Consider the following 18,526-nt stretch of genomic DNA (forward strand, 5'->3'; position numbering starts at 1 on the left):
TTGTTTAATATTATAATGGAAATTTCAAAATATCTGATTCTGCTGATGATGGTAATCTATACTTTTGAGTGTTTCAGCGTGTTCGGATATCACGATGCTTATACGAAGATGTGGATTTTAAGGAGGCAGAGCATCTGGATCTTCATGATCCACTTCCTGGCATTTCTGACCCTGTTTCTGCGTATGCAGGAGGCCAGAATTCTCGTGTTTTATGTCATACAGGTAGCGCTTTTGGGATCAATTATTCTGCTTTATGGTTTTCTGTACCCGAAAGTGTCCAGACTGGTTGTCAACAATATGTGTATGCTTCTTGCGGTAGGATTTATCATGCTGACAAGGCTTTCGTATAACAATGCGGTTAAGCAGGTAATTATTGTAGCGGCATCCGGTGTCATTTCGCTGTTTGTTCCGGTCATTATCCGGAAAGCCAGATTTTTAAGCAGACTGAAACTGGTCTATGCAGTGGTCGGTGTTGCGGCACTTGCCGCGGTTATTGTTGTAGGACGGGTATCAAACGGAGCCATGCTTGGATTTGAAGTGGCGGGAATCAGTGTGCAGCCGTCAGAACTCGTGAAGATTGTATTTGTATTTTTTGTGGCATCCAGTCTCTACAGGGCAAAGGATTTCAGAAATGTAGTTATCACAACGATCGTGGCGGCGCTGCATGTTCTGATTCTGGTCGCTTCTACAGACCTGGGAGCGGCACTGATTGTTTTTGTAGTGTACCTTGTGATGCTGTATGTGGCCACACGGCAGCCGCTCTATATTGCGGCAGGCGTGGGAGCCGGAAGTGTTGCTTCGGTAGCCGCATATTTTCTGTTTTCTCATGTGAGGACGAGGGTAACGGTTTGGAGAGACCCGTTCGCGGTCTATAATGAAGGGGGATATCAGGTGGCGCAGTCGCTGTTTGCGATCGGCACAGGAGGATGGTTCGGCCTTGGACTCTGCCAGGGACTTCCGGACAAGATTCCGGTTGTTACGACAGACTTTATTTTCTCCGCGATTGCGGAGGAACTGGGAGCTGTCTTTGCGATCTGCATCATTCTGATCTGTGTCAGCTGCTACATTATGTTTCTGAATATTGCGATGCAGTTAAGAGACAGCTTTTATAAACTGGTAGCGCTGGGACTTGGAACCTGTTATATCTTCCAGGTATTTCTTGCGATCGGCGGAGTAATCAAATTTATCCCGTCTACGGGTGTGACCCTGCCGCTTGTGAGCTATGGAGGAAGTTCCCTTTTAAGCACGATGATCATGTTTGCGATCATCCAGGGGCTGTATATTTTAAGAGAAGATGAGGAAGAGGATATTGAACGACAAAGAGAGAGACAATTACGGGCGAAGAGAAGACGGCAGGCACAGCAGACCGGAAGACCTCGATCAAATGGAACGAGGCCTTCAGCGGGAGCTCCGTCGGGAGATCGAAGAAGAAACTCTAAGAACCGGAACTCACAGCGTGTACGGAGACCGTAAGCCGGCTCCAAGGAAGCCCGGAAAGGCAGAAAAGAAGAAAGAACAGCAGGAAGAAAGGCGACGTGCCAAAAAGAAGAAAAAGGCGAACCGCCAGTATGTTTTTGTAACTTACTTTTTTGTTCTTCTTTTTGTGGGAATGATCGGCTATTTTTCCTATTTCAACGTGGTACAGGGAAGAGAAATTATCAATGATTCCAGAAATCCAAGGATGGATCTGTATGAAAACCAGGTGCTCCGGGGCTCGATTCTGGACAAGGATGGAAATGTCCTTGCCGAGTCTGTGGAAAATGAAGACGGCACCCAGACGAGAACCTATCCGTACGAAGAGCTTTTTGCCCATGTCGTCGGATATTCGGACAAAGGAAAGACCGGTCTGGAGTCCTCGCAGAATTTCCAGCTTCAGACTTCAAATGTTTCGTTCCGGACAAAGCTTCTGAATGAATTCAGAGGGCGGAAAAGCGCAGGAAACAATATTACCACGACACTCGATACGGATCTCCAGCAGGCGGCTTACGATGCGCTCGGAAACAACCGGGGAGCAGTCGTGGCGATTGAGCCTAGTACGGGAAAGATCCTTGCGATGGTTTCCAAACCGTCCTACAATCCGAATACCATTGTGGAGGACTGGGAAAGCTTAAACGCAAACACGGAAGGAATTCTTGTCAACCGTGCGACGCAGGGACAGTATGCTCCGGGATCTACATTCAAGGTAGTGACAACTCTTGCGTATATGCGCCAGAATGCAAATTATCAGGATTATACCTACCGCTGTACAGGAGAAATCACAGCAGGGAAAAATGAAATTCACTGTTTTGGAAATGATGTGCATGGAACGGTCGATCTGGCAGATTCCCTGGCATATTCCTGCAACACATCGTTCTCCAACATCGGACTCAGCCTGGATATCGATGAGTTCCGCAATACGGCAGAGGATCTTCTGTTTGATTCAGAGCTTCCGTGTCCGCTTGTCTATAATGAAAGCAAATTCAATCTGCAGGACGATGATGGAGACGCTGCCATCGCCATGACGGCTTTTGGACAGGGAAAACTTCAGGTGAGTCCGTACCATATGGCGTTGATTACATCTGCCATCGCCAATAATGGAATTCTGATGCAGCCGTATCTGGTAGATCAGATTACAAGTGCAGAGGGCGAGACGGTAGAGAAATACGTTCCGGAGTCTTACAAAGAGCTGATGACCTCCGAGGAGGCAGCTCAGCTGACAGAATATATGCAGGGAGTTGTGGAATACGGAACAGCCCGTTCCCTGAATTCTCTTGGGGTTTCCATCGCAGGGAAGACAGGAACAAGTGAGTACAGTGATGATAAAGAGAAAACACACTCCTGGTTTATCGGATTTTCCAACGTGGACAATCCGGATCTTGCACTGGCTGTTGTGATCGAAAACTCCGACAGTACCGGTGATGTTGCGACGGATGTTGCGGGAGACGTCTTCGAGGCATTCTATGCGGAATAGAGGTGCTTTACAATGCGGTATTTGAAAGATCTGTATGTAAGTGAAGAATTAAAAGGCAGGGAAGAGGAGATAATGGAACATCTGGAAAAGAAAGAATTCCAGTTCCGGGTCTACCTGATTGCCCTGCCGGAAAATGAGAAAAATCAGCTGGAAATCTATCACAGCGGGATGCTGAATCAGGAATGGTACCGGGATAAGGATGTGTTTGTGGTAGGCCTGGCAAAGGGATATCTGCAGGCGCTGGAGCTTGTCCGGAAGATTGCCGAAGAGACAGTGGACAAGACAGGGGATGCGGATATCCGGCAGTATATTTTGAAGCGGCAGGGAAATTAGAATGATAATCGTACATATTTTACTGTGGATTCTAAAGATAGCAGGGATTTTACTTCTTCTTGTTCTGGGACTTCTTCTGCTTGGAATTCTGACGGTTCTGTTTGTACCGGTCCGGTATGAACTGAGTGCGTCCGGGGACATTGAGGAGCCGGAAAAGATTACAGGAAAGATTTCCATCCGGTATTTTTTCCGACTGATCCGTTTTCAGGCAGCCTACGAAAATCAGAAATTTCACTGGATGGCGGGAATTGCATGGAAAAAGATCGGGCAGGATAAGAACGAGGAGCCGGAGGAAGAAATTCAGGAAAAAGAGACTCCTGAAAAGTACAAAGAGGATAAAAAAGTCCCTGGAAGACCTGAGGACGGTACAAGAGAACCGGAAGAGCAGGAAGGCAGAGGAAAAGAGAATGATTCCCGGAAGCGGGAAGCTGTAAAAAAAGAAAAGCCGGATCCGGAGAAGAAGCAGGAAGAAAAGAGCGCAAAAGAAAAGCCGCAAAGCCGGAAAGGCGAGAAAAAGGAATCCGGATGGCAGCGGATTTCCGGGAAAATCAAGTATACATTTCAAAGAATCTGTGATAAGATAAAGACGCTGTCCAAAACAAAAGACAGGATAGAAAAGTTTATCAAAGATGAAGTACATCAGGCTGCCTTCAAAAAGGGGAAGATAGTTCTGATTCATTTCATAAAGACATGGATGCCAAAAGAAGCGCGAGGGTATGTGGAGTATGGGTTTGACGATCCGTATTATACCGGGAAACTGCTTTCCTGGCTTGCGCTTTTCTACCCGTTCTTCGGGAAATGGCTTCAGATTGCACCTGATTTTGAAAAACCTGCATTAAATGGCAGTATATTTATCAAGGGACATCTTCGGATGAACCATCTGGCAGCAGCGGCTGTCAGGCTTGTGGCAGATAAGAATATCCGCAGTACCGCAAAAGAAGTACTGCATCTGTTAAAACGCCAGAAGAAGGAGGAATCATAAATGGCAGAGAGTAATTTCAAATCAACGATGGAAGCATTGTTCCACGGAATGGATAATGTGATTTCATCCAAGACGGTGGTCGGTGAGGCGATCCATGTAAAAGATACGATCATCCTCCCGCTTGTGGACGTGTCCTTTTCTGTAGGGGCAGGTTCTTTTACCGCAGATAAGAATGAAAAGGGAGCCGGTGGACTGGGAGGCAAGATGACTCCTTGCGCAGTGCTTGTGATTCAGAACGGGACGACAAGACTGGTTAATATTAAAAATCAGGATACGATCACAAAGATTCTGGACATGGTACCGGATCTCGTGGAGCGTTTCCGGACAAGAGACGAGAATAAGGTAACAGAAGAAGAAGTCAACGAGATTCTGGACGAAGGGAAAAAAGAAAACGAATAAAAGGCTGAAAAACTGCATATATAAAATCAAGAAACAAAACGGCAGGGATATCGAATGAAAAGAGTGATTGGATTTGCATGCTTTATGATCGCGGCAGGACTGATTCTTTCGATGTTCCTGCCGGGTCTGGTTTGGGATATCTGCATAACGGCAGTATTTCTCGTACTGGGCTATGTTCTTTTCTGCTGCTGATAAAAAATAAGAAACAAAAAAACCAGGATAACAAAATTCCTGGTTTTTGTGTATGCAGAACTTATGCTCTTTCTACTTTTCCGGATTTTAAGCAGGATGTACATACGTACATTCTCTTTGCTCCGCCTTCTGTTTTAACACGAACAGATTTTACATTAGATTTCCACATTTTTGGTGTTTTTCTATGAGAGTGGCTGACATTGTTTCCAAAATGAGCCCCTTTTTCGCAAATAGCACATTTCGCCATGATTACACCTCCTAACGCTCTTACTAGTCCTCAAATTGAGGACTCACAACACTAACTATGATATCAGATATATACCGGAAATGCAAGAGTTTATTTCCCGGAAATCATAATTTTTTCACTGTTTTACAGATAACATGAAGAGATGATGTTGTAAAATGTGTGTAAACAAGGTATAATAAAGCAGAATACTTCATGGAAAGAACTGAAAAAAGTATAGATAAGAATTGGAGGTATCTTAGTATGAAAGGCAGCATGAGTACGGAACTGGGAATCATCACCATTTCACCGGAAGTGATCGCCAAATATGCAGGCTCTGTCGCAGTAGAGTGCTTTGGAATCGTGGGGATGGCGGCAGTCAACATGAAAGACGGACTTGTAAGACTGCTGAAAAAAGACAGCCTTACACACGGTATCCAGGTAGAGCTTACGGAAGATAACAGAATCCGCCTTGATTTCCATGTTATTGTTGCATACGGGGTCAGTATTTCGGCTGTTACGGATAACCTGATCAGCAATGTAAAATATAAAGTCGAAGAATTTTCCAATATGCCGGTTGACAAGATCAATGTCTATATTGAAGGCGTACGGGTAATCGATTAATGTGGGAGGAACTTTGAGGTGGAAATTAAAACGATAAATGCAGACATGCTTGCGAAGATGTTCTTGGCAGGCGCACAGAATATTGAGTCAAAAAAAGAGTACATCAATGAGCTGAATGTATTCCCTGTTCCGGACGGGGATACCGGTACGAACATGTCCATGACCATCATGTCGGCGGCAAAGGAAGTACGGGCGCTGGACAATCCGGGAATGAAGGAGCTGTCAAAGGCGATTTCAGGCGGTTCGCTGCGCGGTGCCAGAGGAAACTCAGGGGTTATTCTCTCTCAGCTTCTTCGTGGATTTACCAAGTCCATCCAGGATGAGACGGAGATTGATGCTGCGGGGATTGCAGCTGCATGCATCCGTGCAAAAGAGACCGCATACAAGGCGGTTATGAAACCCAAAGAGGGTACGATCCTTACCGTGGCAAGAGGAATTGCGGAAAAAGCGGAGGAACTTGCTTTTGAGACCGATGATCTTGCGGAAATCTTCCCGAAGATTCTGGATCATGCACAGGAAGTACTGAATCAGACTCCGGAAATGCTCCCGGTATTAAAAGAGGCGGGAGTTGTGGATTCCGGCGGACAGGGACTTCTGGAAGTCTTAAGAGGAGCGTATGACGCATTTCTTGGGAAAGAAATTGACTATTCATCGATTGAGCCGTCTGCGGCGCCGTCAGCGTCTGCTGTGCGTAAAGCGCCGATGGAGGAGACGGATATCAAATTCGGCTACTGCACAGAGTTTATTATCTTGACAGGACGGGAGTTTTCTGAACAGGAGGAGCAGGACTTCAAGGCATATCTGGAGTCCATCGGTGACTCGATTGTCTGTGTGGCAGATGACGAAGTTGTGAAAGTGCATGTACACACAAACGATCCGGGACTTGCCATTCAGAAAGCGCTGACTTACGGACAGCTGACACGGATGAAGATCGACAATATGCGCGAGGAGCATCATGAGAGAGTCATTCAGGAAGCGGAAAAGCTTGCAGCGCAGGAAAAAGTGAAAAAGCAGGAGAAAAAAGAGAGAAAGAAAACCGGTTTTATCGCGGTCTCCATTGGCGAGGGCATGAATGAGATTTTCAGAGAAATCGGAGTGGATTATATCATTGAGGGCGGACAGACCATGAATCCGAGTACCGATGATATGCTTCAGGCGATTGATGAAGTGAATGCCGACACGATCTTTATCCTGCCGAATAATAAAAATATTGTACTTGCCGCAAATCAGGCAAGAGATCTCACAAGAGATAAAGATATCATTGTGATTCCGACCAGGACAGTACCTCAGGGAATTACAGCAGTGATCAGCTTTTCGCCGGAAGAAGACGTGGATACGAATGAGCAGATGATGCTTGAGGCTATCCAGACTGTAAAGACAGGTCAGGTGACCTATGCAGTGCGTGACACCAGAATCGGAGAAAAGGAGATCCATGAAGGAGATATTATGGGAATTGGCGATGAGGGAATTCTCTCCGTAGGTTCTTCTATCTCCGAAACATCCAAAGAACTTCTGGAGAAACTGGTGACAGAAGATTCGGAACTCATCAGTATTTATTACGGTGAAGACATTTCCGAGGAAGAAGCGGAGCGTTTTGTTTCTGAAGTTGAGGAAGCGTATCCGGATCTCGATGTCGATGCACACCGTGGCGGACAGCCGATTTATTACTATGTGATGTCGGTCGAATAAGTAAAGATAAAATAGAAGAAACAGAAAAGGATACTTCGAAAAAGTATCCTTTTCCTGTATAAAGGAGAGAAATACATGAATGAGCATTCTCCAGTCAGAGAAATCAAAGGGATCGGAGAAAAAACAGAAATGCTGTTTCAGAAGATGGGAGTTTATACAGCAGGAGATCTTCTGCGCTATTATCCGAGAACCTATGACATTTATGAGGCCCCGGTTCCGGTGAGTGAACTGGAGGAAGGGACAGTTGCTGCCGTGGAAGGCTGTGTTTTTGGGAGTGTCCAGGTTTCACCGAACAGGAAGCTCCAGACTGTAAGCGCCCTGATCCGGGATCTGACGGGAACTTTGAAAGTCCTCTGGTTCCGGATGCCGTTTCTGCGCAATACGCTCCGGTCCGGAAGCCGGATTATTGTCAGAGGCAGGGTGGTGAATAAACGGGGCGGACTCGTGATGGAGCATCCGGAAATCTTTCAGCCTGTGGAGAAATATCAGGAAAAGCTCAATACGATGCAGCCGGTGTATCCGCTGACTGCAGGGCTTTCCAATCTGACGGTCATGAAGGCGGTCCGGGAAGCGCTGGAACATATTCATCTGCAGCGGGAAACGATTCCCGAAAGCATCAGGCAGAGATACCATCTGTGCGAGTACAATTACGCTCTCAGGGGCATCCATTTTCCGGCAGATAAAACGATGTACATGTATGCGAGAAAACGGCTTGTCTTTGAAGAATTTCTGGAATTCCTTCTGGCCATCCGCCAGATGAAAGAAGAAAAAGAGACGAGTGTGAATGGCTGTCGGATGGAAAAAAAGCAGGAAGTGGACGATTTTCTGTCACAGCTTCCGTTTGAACTGACAAATGCGCAGAAAAAAGTCTGGAAGGAAATACGGAAGGATATGCAGGGGGATTACACCATGTCCCGTCTTGTACAGGGCGACGTAGGATCCGGTAAGACGATTGTGGCCGTGCTTGCGCTTCTGGAAGCGGCCTGCAACGGGTATCAGGGAGCGATGATGGCTCCGACGGAAGTGCTTGCAAGGCAGCATTACCAGTCCGTCTGCGAAATGTTTGAGAAATATGGAATTCCGTTTCGCACGGAGCTTCTGACCGGTTCCATGAAGGCAAAAGAGCGCCGGGAGGCGTACGAGCGGATTGAAACAGGAGAATCACAGATTATTATCGGTACCCATGCGCTGATTCAGGAGAAAGTAAATTACCGCAATCTGGGACTTGTCATTACGGATGAGCAGCACCGGTTTGGAGTCAGACAACGGGAGGCTCTGGCAAAGAAGGGAAACATGCCGCATATTCTGGTTATGAGTGCCACTCCGATTCCGAGAACACTTGCGATTATCATCTATGGAGATCTGGATCTTTCTGTCATCGATGAGCTTCCGAAAGACCGTCTGCCAATCAAAAACTGTGTGGTGGATACCGGATACCGGGAGACGGCCTACCGCTTTATGAAAAAGCAGGTGGAAGAGGGAAGACAGTGCTACGTCATCTGTCCGATGGTGGAAGAAAGCGAAGCCATGGAGGCGGAAAATGTCATTGATTACTCCACGATGCTGTCCGAACGGATGGGGCCGGAGGTGACGGTAGGTTATCTTCACGGGAAGATGAAACAGACGCAGAAAGATGAAATCATGGAGAAGTTTGCCCAAAACCAGATTCAGATTCTTGTCTCTACGACAGTTGTGGAAGTGGGGATCAATGTACCGAATGCCACGGTGATGATGGTGGAGAATGCGGAGCGTTTCGGCCTGGCACAGCTTCACCAGCTGCGCGGACGCGTTGGCCGTGGGGCGTTTCAGTCCTACTGCATTTTTATGACGGCATCCAGGGCGAAAGAGACGAAAAAACGGCTGGATATCCTCAATCATTCCAATGACGGATTTTATATCGCGGGGGAAGATTTAAAGCTGAGAGGCCCGGGAGACCTGTTCGGAATCCGACAGAGCGGACTGATGGAATTTAAACTGGGAGATATCTTTCAGGATGCAGGGATTCTTCAGATGGCGGCAGAAGCCGCGTCATCGGAAGAAATCAGGGAATTTCCTGTATATGGAAGGGCAGACCGGGATAATATTCATGTACTGTAAGACGGCCAAAAAGGCCGTCTTTTTCTGATTTACATACGGTTATTCATCCCAGCCTTCGTAAAAACGTATATTGACAGCGATATTCCGGACGATATCTCCATCCTGTGTCTTGATATCTTCCGGATCGGTAATCGGCGGCAAAACAGGATCGTTCTCCTCCAGCTCTACGCTGATCCACGTTCTGGCAGCTTCGTTGGCATTGTCAACGGCATCGTCCAGAGTATCTCCGGATGCTTCGCAGCACTCCAGATCCGGAAAAAACGCATGATAGCGTCCATCTTCTTTTTTACGGAAAACCGCAGGGTATATAAATATCATGATAGTTGTCCTCCTTTTTTCAACATATTTATATAATAGTAGATCGGGAGGAAAATGCAATACATTTCGGGAACAAATTGTTTTTCCTGTTTTTACCAGAGTATTTCACAAAAATGTTCATATACTATGAATGTAACAAAAAGTTACAAAAAAACACATGACGATAAAGGAGGACATTATCATGACAAATCGTTCATCTAATAAAGCAGCCGTACCAGAAGCAAAAGGTGCTTTAGACAAATTCAAATATGAGGTGGCAAACGAACTCGGTGTTCCGTTAACAGACGGATACAACGGAGACCTTACTTCCAGACAGAACGGATCTGTCGGCGGTTATATGGTCAAGAAGATGATCGAAGAACAGGAAAGACAGATGGCTGGTAAATAACTCTTTCTGAACAAAAGAATGTGACATGTGAAAAAGGCATCCCTGCTTCCCGAACCGGAAAGGAAGGATGCCTTTCTTCCTGTATGTTAAAAAAGAATCGACTACCAGAAAAAATGTATCAAAACCAAAAAAAGTGGTTGCATATTTTGAAAAAATGTATATAATAATATTTGTGCCTGTTGGAGAGACATCATGGTAAGGCATCGTGCAGGACAGGCCGGAATAGCTCAGTCGGTAGAGCACTTCACTCGTAATGAAGGGGTCGTCGGTTCAAGTCCGATTTCCGGCTTACAGAAAAAAGAGTCGTAATTTCAGGAGATTCACAGAATCCAGGGAGTTACGGTTCTTTTTTGCTATTAAGAGGAAAAGGCAATATAGAAAAGAGGAAACAAAAATGAGAACAATGGAATTTAAAATGGAACGTCCGGGACTGATCGAAGAAGGTCAGGAAGCGGAAATCACGGAACTGCAGGCACTTGGAGGATACAGTTATCTGATTGAACCATCGGTTGCCATGAGCGGCCTGTATAAAAGCTGGGACCGCCTGAAGTCAAGAAAAGGAACGGTAAAAGAAATTAAAGAAACAGACAGGGGTTACTATGTAACAATGGAATTTCAGGAATAAAGGTGCAGTGAATCACACTGGCAATGATTGGAAGGACCGGATCCATTGTTGATTTTGACAGTGATTATGAGGTGTGATAAGATAGAGAACGTAGTATGCGTAAAATGAATCAATGAAAGGAATGAAAGTACAGATGAGGAGGAATGTGCATAAGCTACTGGGGCTCGGCCTCAGTCTATGCTTGATTTTAGGAGGTTCCCTTGGCCCGGCATCGACAGGATACGCGGCAGATACCTCCGGAGAAGAGATTGCAACGGTAGAAGCATCAGAGCAGTCACAGGATATACAGGAAGATACTGTACAGCCTGAGACGCAGAATGAAGATGCGGAGCCGGATGTGCAGGAGAGTGATGCTTCCGGGCAGGAGCAGCAGACACAGCAGGATGCTTCCGGAGAGCAGGAAACGACTCAGCCGGCAGAAGGAACAACAGAAAGTGAAAGCACAGAGCCGGAAAAGGCAGATACGGCTGAAACAGCTGATACAGAAGTGCCTGAGACACGGGAGACAGAACCGGAAGAGTTAAAGGAAAACAGTTTCCGGTATCAAAACGGAGAACCGGTTCATCAGCCGCAGGTTTACTCCAGAGCTGCATCCTATCCGTATGCATGGGAGAAAGTCAACGGAAAATATATGAACAGCATCGGACAGGTGATTGAAGGTGCGACAAAGAAAGGAATTGATGTCAGCCATCATCAGGGAACGATTGACTGGCAGAAAGTGAAGAATGACGGGATTGATTTCGCCATTATCCGCTGCGGATACGGTGGAAATTACACATCCTACGATGACAGGCAGTGGCTGCGGAATGTATCCGAATGTGAACGTCTGGGAATTCCATACGGGGTTTACCTGTATTCCTATTCGGAAAATACAGAAGATGCAAAAAGCGAAGCGGCTCATGTGCTGCGGCTTTTAGAAGGTCACAATCCGGCATATGGAGTGTACTATGATCTGGAAGATGAGAATACGACCGGAACGGTAAGCAATACCACGATCGGAACCATTGCCAAGACATTCTGTGATCAGGTTTCCGCATCCGGATATAAGGTGGGAATTTATGCCAGCAAATACTGGTGGCAGTACAAACTGACCTCTTCTGTTTTCAAAAATGAAAAATGGTCCAAATGGGTTGCACAGTATAATACTTCCTGTACCTATGAGGGGACCTATGATATGTGGCAGTGTACTTCCGAGGGAAGTGTCAGCGGCATCAACGGGTTTGTAGACTTGAATTTCTGGATGAGCGATTCAGAACCGGATGAGAATGCAGTGAGTGTATCCGACAGAAATATCATCTCCGGCAGCGCCCATATGCAGGACTATGGCTGGCTGAATTCAGTAAAGAACGGAGTGCAGATCGGCGTGACGGGCGAGTCCAGGCGGCTTGAGGCATTTAAGCTCAGCATCGGAAGCGGTTATGGAGATCTGGGTGTACGCTATACGTCCTTTGTGGAAGATAAAGGATGGCAGACTTACGCCGCAGGCGGACAGGTATCCGGTACGACAGGACAGAACAGAGCCGTTCAGGCAGTGAAGATTGAGCTGACCGGAACGCAGGCAAAAAATTATGATATTTATTATCGTGCCCATGTACAGGACTATGGCTGGCTTGGCTGGGCAAAAAACGGTGCCGCAGCGGGAACAACCGGCTATGAGAAACGGATGGAGGCTCTTCAGATTGCAGTAGTTCCAAAAGGATCCGCTGCGCCGGGATCTACTTCCAATGTCTACAAAGAGAAGGCGGTAACCGGAGGAGTCGGTTATGAGACTCACATGCAGACATACGGCTGGAGAGCGATGACGCTTAACGGTGCAACAGGCGGTGTCGTTGGCGAGTCCAAACGAATGGAAGCCTTCAAGGTAGATCTTCTGTACCCGCAGTACAGCGGAGATGTCGAATACAGATCCTATGTGCAGAACAAAGGCTGGCTTGGCTGGGTGAAAAACGGTACAATGAGCGGAACTTCTGGACAGGGACTCCGCATGGAGGCGGTTCAGATCCGTTTAACCGGCGAGATGGCAAAGAAATATGATATTTACTATCGCGTACATACACAGGACTTCGGCTGGCTTGGCTGGGCGAAAAACGGAGCAGGTGCAGGATCGTCCGGATACAGCAGACGGATTGAAGGAATTCAGATCAAGCTTGTGGCAAAAGGAGCAGCAGCTCCTGGAAGCACCTCCGGGGCATTCAAAGACAGAACTACGATTCAGAACGTAGTATACCAGGCTCATATGCAGGATTATGGCTGGTATACAACCGCGTTTAACGGTTCAACCGGCGGTGTGACCGGCGCCGCAAAGCGGATGGAAGCTTTGAAAATCAGCCTTGAAAATACAGCATACACCGGTGGAATCCAGTACCGGGCACATGTCCAGAATATCGGCTGGCAGAGCTGGAAGAGCAATGGAGCTGTTTCCGGAACAGAAGGGAAGAAACTTCGGATGGAAGCGGTTCAGATTCAGCTGACCGGTGAAATGGCAAAGAAATATGACATCTATTACCGGGTGCATGTACAGGATTATGGCTGGCTTGGCTGGACGAAAAACGGAGCAAAGGCCGGCACGGAAGGACTAAACAGGCGGATGGAAGGAATTCAGATTCAGCTTGTAGAAAAAGGAAAAACAGGTCCGACAGGCGGCGGAACTGCATTCCGTACAAAATAAATGGATAAAGAAAAGGAAAGGGCAGGATCACAAGAGAAGGATCCTGCCCTTTCTGCAGGAGTTCTTCACAGGACTTTCCGGCAGAGACGTTCCAGAAGCCCGATGACCGCATACAGGACCATCGCCATGATACAAAGAAGGATGATAGACATTAACAGCCAATCCATTTTAAATACCTGGCTGGAGTAGATGATCAGATATCCAAGCCCTTCTCTGGCTGCCAGAAATTCACCGATGATGACACCGACAAGGCAGAGACCAATGTTTACCTTCATGTTGCTGATAATGGCAGGTACGGCAGACGGCAGCACGACTTTGGTAAGGGCATGCAAGGATGTACCATGGAGGGTGTAGATCAGCTTGAGTTTATTTTTATCCGTCCCTGTAAAGCAGGTGTAAAGTGTCATAATGCTTCCAAAGACAGCCACAGACATTCCGGCCACAATAATTGTTGTCCGGTCTGCGCCAAGCCATACAATGAGAAGCGGTGCAAGAGCAGACTTTGGAAGACTGTTTAAAACGACCAGATAAGGCTCCAGAACCGCGGAAAGTTTTCTGGAAAACCAGAGCAGGACAGCAGCAAGGATGCTGATGCCGGTGACAAGAAGAAAACTGACGATCGTTTCATACAGCGTGACCGAAAGATGCGGGAAAATACTCTTATCCGCTGCCATAGATAAGAAACAGGTTAGAATTTTGGATGGGCTGCTGAAAATAAAAGAATCGATGATTCCCTCGCCTGCAGTCCATTCCCAGAGAACAAGAAAGAGGACCAGAACGGCGATGCGGAAAAACAGGACAAGGCGCCGTTCTTTTTTTCGGGCGGCAAGATAAGATGACTGGGAAGCAGAAAGATCAGTCTGTTTGGTTTTCATGTTGATTCAGCTCCTTCCAGATCAGATTAAAATAGGTTTTAAACTCCGGTGCGTTCCGACGGTTCAGCGGGGTATCGTCTGCAGGTTTTGGAAAACCGAAATGTAAGCTGACTGTGGTTTTCAGAGAAGCAGGGCGGCTGGAAAGTACAAGGATGCGGTCTGCCAGACTGATGGCTTCGGAAAGATCATGGGTTACCAAAAGGGCGGTCTTTCCTTCGCGGCGGATGATCTGGCCGATGTCGTCACTGACATTGAGCCGCGTCTGGTAGTCGAGAGCGGAAAACGGCTCATCAAGCAGGAGAACTTCCGGATTCAATATCAGCGTGCGGACAAGTGCGGCTCTCTGCCGCATCCCGCCGGAAAGCTCGGAAGGGCGGGAAGACTGAAACTGTCCCAGACCATAAGCATCCAGAAGTTCATGGGCCCTTTTTTTCACTTCCGGATTCAGGGAATGCTGAATTTCGGGACCGAGGAGCACATTCCGGTAAATGCTGCGCCATTCAAGCAGCTCATCTCTCTGAAGCATATATCCGATTTTATCCTTTTGTTCCTCAATCGGCTTTCCGTGCAGGAGAATTTCCCCCTTTTCAGGCTGTAACAGACCGGAAATAAGAGAGAGAAGGGTGGACTTGCCGCATCCGGAGGGCCCGACAACAGCAAGAAATTCACCCTGGTTTACGGAAAAAGAGATATCGTAAAGAGCAGGAGTCTCCCCTTTTAATGTATGATAGGAATGGCTGATATGATTGATGCTCAGGATGGTATCCATATTGCTGACCTCCTTCTATTTATATCATAATGTATGTTGACAGAGAAAAAGATGTGAATTATAACTATCAGTAGAATAAAAGCCGAAAAGGAGAAACCATGCAGGAGCAGAAGAAAAACTATCAAAAAGAACTGGAAAAAATACTGGAAAAAATCGGGAAGGAAGAGCAGGTTCCGACCCTTTTGCTTCACAGCTGCTGCGGGCCGTGCAGCAGTTATGTGATGGAGTATCTTTCAGATTTTTTCCGGATCGCGGTTTTTTACTTTAACCCGAATATCACAGAGGAAGCGGAGTACCGGAAGCGGGCAGAAGAGCAGAGACATCTGATTGAGCGGATGAATGAGAAACTGAAGTATCCGGTTTCTTTTCTTGAAGGAGACTATGATGCGCATGTTTTTTTTGACATGGCAAAGGGAATGGAACAGCTTCCGGAAGGAGGAGAGCGCTGTTTTCGCTGCTATGAGATGCGGCTTCGCCGGACGGCCGAAGAGGCAAAGAACAGGAAGATGGATTTCTTTACGACGACTCTTTCCATCAGTCCGATGAAGAATGCGCAGAAACTCAACGAAATCGGACAGAAGCTGCAGGAAGAATACGGGGTTTCCTACCTGTTTTCTGATTTCAAAAAGAAGAACGGATATAAGCGCTCCGTGGAACTTTCCGGGGAATACGGACTCTACCGCCAGGATTACTGCGGGTGTGTCTTTTCAAAAAGAGACAGAAATAATTCTTTACAAACAGAATAAAATTTGGTAAATTATGTTTTAATAGTTTAACTCACTAAAATAAGAAAGAAACGGGGAACGCAGATGGCACAGTTATGGGGAGGACGCTTTACGAAAGAGACCGATCAGATGGTATATGATTTTAATGCCTCCATCGGATTTGACAAGCGTCTGTACAGACAGGATATAGAGGGAAGCATGGCACACGTCAAAATGCTGGCAAAGCAGCAGATCCTGACAGAACAGGAGCGGGATCAGATTCTGGAAGGCCTGGCCGGAATTTTAAAAGATGTGGAAGACGGCACGCTTCTGATTACGAAAGAATATGAGGATATTCACAGCTTTGTAGAGGCAAATCTGATTGACCGGATCGGGGATGCAGGGAAGAAGCTGCATACCGGCCGCAGCCGGAATGACCAGGTAGCCCTTGACATGAAGCTTTATGTAAGGGAAGAAGTTCAGAAGACAGACGCGCTGCTGAAAGATCTTCTGACGGTGATTCTGCATATCATGGAGGATAATCTTGATACCATTATGCCGGGATTTACCCATCTTCAGAAAGCACAGCCGATTACCCTTACGCATCATATGGGGGCATATTACGAGATGTTCCGGAGAGACAGAAGCCGTCTTTCGGATATTTATAAAAGAATGAATGTCTGCCCGCTTGGAAGCGGCGCACTTGCGGGAACGACCTACCCGCTTGACCGGGAATATACGGCAAGTATTCTTGGATTTTCCGGAGCTACACTGAACAGCATGGATTCTGTATCCGACCGGGACTATGTGATTGAATATCTGTCGGCACTTTCAACGATTATGATGCACCTGAGCCGGTTTTCGGAGGAAATCATTATCTGGAATTCCAATGAATATCAGTTTGTGGAGATCGACGATGCGTACAGCACCGGAAGCAGCATCATGCCGCAGAAGAAAAATCCGGACATTGCGGAGCTTGTAAGAGGAAAGACCGGACGGGTTTACGGGGCACTGATGTCGATGCTGACAACGATGAAAGGGATTCCGCTGGCATACAACAAAGACATGCAGGAAGATAAGGAGATGGCGTTTGACGCGATGGATACGGTCAACAGCTGCCTTCCGCTTTTTACCGGCATGCTGGCAACAATGAAGTTCAGAAAGAATGTAATGGAGAGAAGCGCCCGGAGAGGATTTACCAATGCTACGGATGCTGCAGACTATCTGGTGAACCATGGCGTGCCGTTCCGGGATGCCCACGGAATTATCGGCCAGCTTGTGCTGACGTGCATTGAGAAGGAGTGTGCACTGGATGATCTGCCGCTTTCCGAATACAAGGCGGTCAGTCCGGTATTTGAAGAAGATATTTACGACGCAATCAGCATGAAGACATGCGTTGAGAAACGTCTGACAAAGGGAGCGCCGGGAAAAGGTGCCATGCTGGAGGCAATTCAGGTTTATAAACAGGAACTGGAAACAGAGTAGGAGGACCATACAATGGAAAAGAAATTACGTGTTGGAATATTAGGAGCAACAGGGATGGTAGGACAGAGATTTATCTCTCTTCTGGAAGGCCATCCGTGGTTTGAAGTTGTGACGGTGGCTGCATCTCCAAGATCAGCCGGTAAAACATATGAGGAAGCGGTAGGAGACCGCTGGAAAATGAAAAAACCGATGCCGGAAGGAGTCAAAAAGCTGATTGTACATAATGTAAATGAAGTGGAAGAAGTTGCTTCCACGGTAGACTTTGTATTCAGCGCGGTTGATATGAGCAAAGAGGAGATCCGCGCGATCGAGGATGCTTACGCAAAGACGGAGACACCGGTTGTTTCCAATAACAGTGCACACCGCTGGACGCCGGACGTACCGATGGTCATTCCGGAGGTAAATCCGGAGCATTTTGAAGTGATTGAGGCGCAGAAGAAACGTCTCGGAACGACACGCGGATTTGTAGCTGTAAAACCGAACTGCTCCATTCAGAGCTACGCCCCTGTTCTGACTGCATGGATGGAGTTTGAACCGACAGAAGTGGTGGCAACGACATATCAGGCTATTTCCGGTGCCGGAAAGACATTTAAGGACTGGCCGGAGATGGTGGAAAACATCATTCCGTACATCGGAGGCGAAGAGGAAAAGAGCGAGCAGGAACCGCTTCGGATCTGGGGAAAAGTGTGTGATGGAAAAATCGAAAAGGCATCCGCTCCGGTAATCACGACTCAGTGTATCCGTGTGCCGGTGCTGGACGGACATACGGCGGCAGTATTTGTCAACTTTAAGAAAAAGCCGACGAAAGAGCAGCTTATCGAGAAACTGGTAAATTACCGCGGACTTCCGCAGGAACTGGAGCTTCCAAGCGCACCGAAGCAGTTTATCCAGTATCTTGAGGAGGATAACCGCCCGCAGGTTGCTCTGGATGTGGACTATGAAAACGGCATGGGCATTTCGGTAGGACGTCTGAGAGAGGACAGCCTGTACGACTTTAAATTTATCGGACTTTCTCATAATACGGTAAGAGGGGCTGCAGGAGGCGCCATCCTCTGTGCGGAGACGCTGGCTGCACAGAAATATATTCAGGCAAAATAGCAGAAAGCCTTGGAATGGAATTTTTCATCAGGGACGGGAAATTTTACCCGTCCCTGATTGCACGTTTGTAGAGAACCATGTAAAATAGAAAGGACGACAGACTGACA

General features: G+C 47.1%; 19 protein-coding genes and 1 tRNA gene. 16 read left to right on the forward strand and 4 right to left on the reverse strand.

Annotation, left to right across the window (positions count from 1 at the left end):
- The 6 genes from FGQ85_RS07185 (at position 1) to FGQ85_RS18325 (ending at position 4,856) form a co-directional block, all read left to right on the forward strand.
- Positions 1-1,473 carry an FtsW/RodA/SpoVE family cell cycle protein gene (locus tag FGQ85_RS07185; protein WP_138373058.1) on the forward strand — a complete coding sequence of 491 codons (1,473 nt, stop codon included), beginning with the start codon at positions 1-3 and terminating at the stop codon, positions 1,471-1,473.
- A 208-nt stretch (positions 1,474-1,681) separates the two neighbouring features.
- The gene (locus FGQ85_RS07190; RefSeq protein WP_330616842.1) at positions 1,682-2,950 is read left to right on the forward strand and encodes a penicillin-binding transpeptidase domain-containing protein; all 1,269 of its coding nucleotides are present in this window, start codon (positions 1,682-1,684) and stop codon (positions 2,948-2,950) included.
- Between the two features lie 12 nt (positions 2,951-2,962).
- Positions 2,963-3,283, forward strand: coding sequence for a hypothetical protein (locus FGQ85_RS07195; RefSeq protein WP_087169229.1), 321 nt, complete (start codon positions 2,963-2,965; stop codon positions 3,281-3,283).
- Between the two features lies 1 nt (position 3,284).
- Positions 3,285-4,265 carry a DUF2953 domain-containing protein gene (locus FGQ85_RS07200; protein ID WP_087169228.1) on the forward strand — a complete coding sequence of 327 codons (981 nt, stop codon included), beginning with the start codon at positions 3,285-3,287 and terminating at the stop codon, positions 4,263-4,265.
- Positions 4,266-4,664 (forward strand): GerW family sporulation protein, encoded by a 399-nt coding sequence (locus FGQ85_RS07205; protein ID WP_087169227.1) that lies wholly within the window; start codon positions 4,266-4,268, stop codon positions 4,662-4,664.
- Positions 4,665-4,718: 54 nt separating this feature from the next.
- Positions 4,719-4,856 (forward strand): hypothetical protein, encoded by a 138-nt coding sequence (locus FGQ85_RS18325; protein WP_171027907.1) that lies wholly within the window; start codon positions 4,719-4,721, stop codon positions 4,854-4,856.
- Positions 4,857-4,917: 61 nt separating this feature from the next.
- Here FGQ85_RS18325 and rpmB read toward each other — a convergent pair whose 3' ends face one another.
- Positions 4,918-5,103 carry a 50S ribosomal protein L28 gene (gene rpmB / locus FGQ85_RS07210; RefSeq protein WP_024732358.1) on the reverse strand — a complete coding sequence of 62 codons (186 nt, stop codon included), beginning with the start codon at positions 5,101-5,103 and terminating at the stop codon, positions 4,918-4,920.
- A 240-nt stretch (positions 5,104-5,343) separates the two neighbouring features.
- On the opposite strand from rpmB, the gene FGQ85_RS07215 reads away from it, so the two are divergent.
- From FGQ85_RS07215 to recG, 3 genes are all read left to right on the forward strand, one after another.
- A complete protein-coding gene (locus tag FGQ85_RS07215; RefSeq protein ID WP_087169226.1) occupies positions 5,344-5,703 on the forward strand; it encodes an Asp23/Gls24 family envelope stress response protein in 360 nt (119 codons plus the stop codon).
- Positions 5,704-5,721: 18 nt separating this feature from the next.
- Positions 5,722-7,392 (forward strand): DAK2 domain-containing protein, encoded by a 1,671-nt coding sequence (locus FGQ85_RS07220; RefSeq protein WP_138373059.1) that lies wholly within the window; start codon positions 5,722-5,724, stop codon positions 7,390-7,392.
- 75 nt (positions 7,393-7,467) lie between these two features.
- Positions 7,468-9,489 carry an ATP-dependent DNA helicase RecG gene (gene recG / locus FGQ85_RS07225; RefSeq protein ID WP_138373060.1) on the forward strand — a complete coding sequence of 674 codons (2,022 nt, stop codon included), beginning with the start codon at positions 7,468-7,470 and terminating at the stop codon, positions 9,487-9,489.
- A 39-nt stretch (positions 9,490-9,528) separates the two neighbouring features.
- Here the strand turns inward: recG and FGQ85_RS07230 are convergent, their stop codons facing one another.
- On the reverse strand, positions 9,529-9,807 hold the full coding sequence (locus tag FGQ85_RS07230) for a type II toxin-antitoxin system HicB family antitoxin (protein ID WP_087169223.1): 279 nt from the start codon (positions 9,805-9,807) through the stop codon (positions 9,529-9,531).
- A 181-nt stretch (positions 9,808-9,988) separates the two neighbouring features.
- Here FGQ85_RS07230 and FGQ85_RS07235 point away from each other — a divergent pair, with 181 nt between their 5' ends.
- The 4 genes from FGQ85_RS07235 (at position 9,989) to FGQ85_RS07250 (ending at position 13,488) form a co-directional block, all read left to right on the forward strand.
- Positions 9,989-10,195, forward strand: a complete 207-nt coding sequence (locus FGQ85_RS07235; protein ID WP_087169222.1) for an alpha/beta-type small acid-soluble spore protein — start codon at positions 9,989-9,991, stop codon at positions 10,193-10,195.
- A 216-nt stretch (positions 10,196-10,411) separates the two neighbouring features.
- A tRNA-Thr gene (locus FGQ85_RS07240) sits at positions 10,412-10,484 on the forward strand.
- Positions 10,485-10,589: 105 nt separating this feature from the next.
- A complete protein-coding gene (locus FGQ85_RS07245; RefSeq protein WP_087169221.1) occupies positions 10,590-10,820 on the forward strand; it encodes a hypothetical protein in 231 nt (76 codons plus the stop codon).
- Between the two features lie 145 nt (positions 10,821-10,965).
- A complete protein-coding gene (locus FGQ85_RS07250; protein WP_171027908.1) occupies positions 10,966-13,488 on the forward strand; it encodes a GH25 family lysozyme in 2,523 nt (840 codons plus the stop codon).
- Positions 13,489-13,553: 65 nt separating this feature from the next.
- Here FGQ85_RS07250 and FGQ85_RS07255 read toward each other — a convergent pair whose 3' ends face one another.
- Positions 13,554-14,363: an ABC transporter permease gene (locus FGQ85_RS07255; protein ID WP_087169219.1), complete on the reverse strand. Its 810-nt coding sequence runs from the start codon at positions 14,361-14,363 to the stop codon at positions 13,554-13,556.
- Positions 14,344-15,132, reverse strand: coding sequence for an ABC transporter ATP-binding protein (locus tag FGQ85_RS07260; RefSeq protein WP_087169218.1), 789 nt, complete (start codon positions 15,130-15,132; stop codon positions 14,344-14,346). The genes FGQ85_RS07255 and FGQ85_RS07260 overlap by 20 nt, the downstream gene beginning before the upstream one ends.
- A gap of 98 nt (positions 15,133-15,230) precedes the next feature.
- Between FGQ85_RS07260 and FGQ85_RS07265 the strand changes: the two genes are divergently transcribed.
- The 3 genes from FGQ85_RS07265 (at position 15,231) to asd (ending at position 18,419) form a co-directional block, all read left to right on the forward strand.
- Positions 15,231-15,878: an epoxyqueuosine reductase QueH gene (locus tag FGQ85_RS07265; RefSeq protein ID WP_138373062.1), complete on the forward strand. Its 648-nt coding sequence runs from the start codon at positions 15,231-15,233 to the stop codon at positions 15,876-15,878.
- 63 nt (positions 15,879-15,941) lie between these two features.
- The gene (gene argH, locus FGQ85_RS07270; RefSeq protein ID WP_087169216.1) at positions 15,942-17,321 is read left to right on the forward strand and encodes an argininosuccinate lyase; all 1,380 of its coding nucleotides are present in this window, start codon (positions 15,942-15,944) and stop codon (positions 17,319-17,321) included.
- A 12-nt stretch (positions 17,322-17,333) separates the two neighbouring features.
- Positions 17,334-18,419: an aspartate-semialdehyde dehydrogenase gene (gene asd / locus FGQ85_RS07275; protein ID WP_087169215.1), complete on the forward strand. Its 1,086-nt coding sequence runs from the start codon at positions 17,334-17,336 to the stop codon at positions 18,417-18,419.
- The last annotated feature ends 107 nt before the right edge of the window (positions 18,420-18,526 follow it).

It is taken from the genome of Pseudoflavonifractor sp. BSD2780061688st1 E11 (genome assembly GCF_005844125.1).
In the GTDB taxonomy this organism is placed as follows: domain Bacteria; phylum Bacillota; class Clostridia; order Lachnospirales; family Lachnospiraceae; genus Sellimonas; species Sellimonas catena.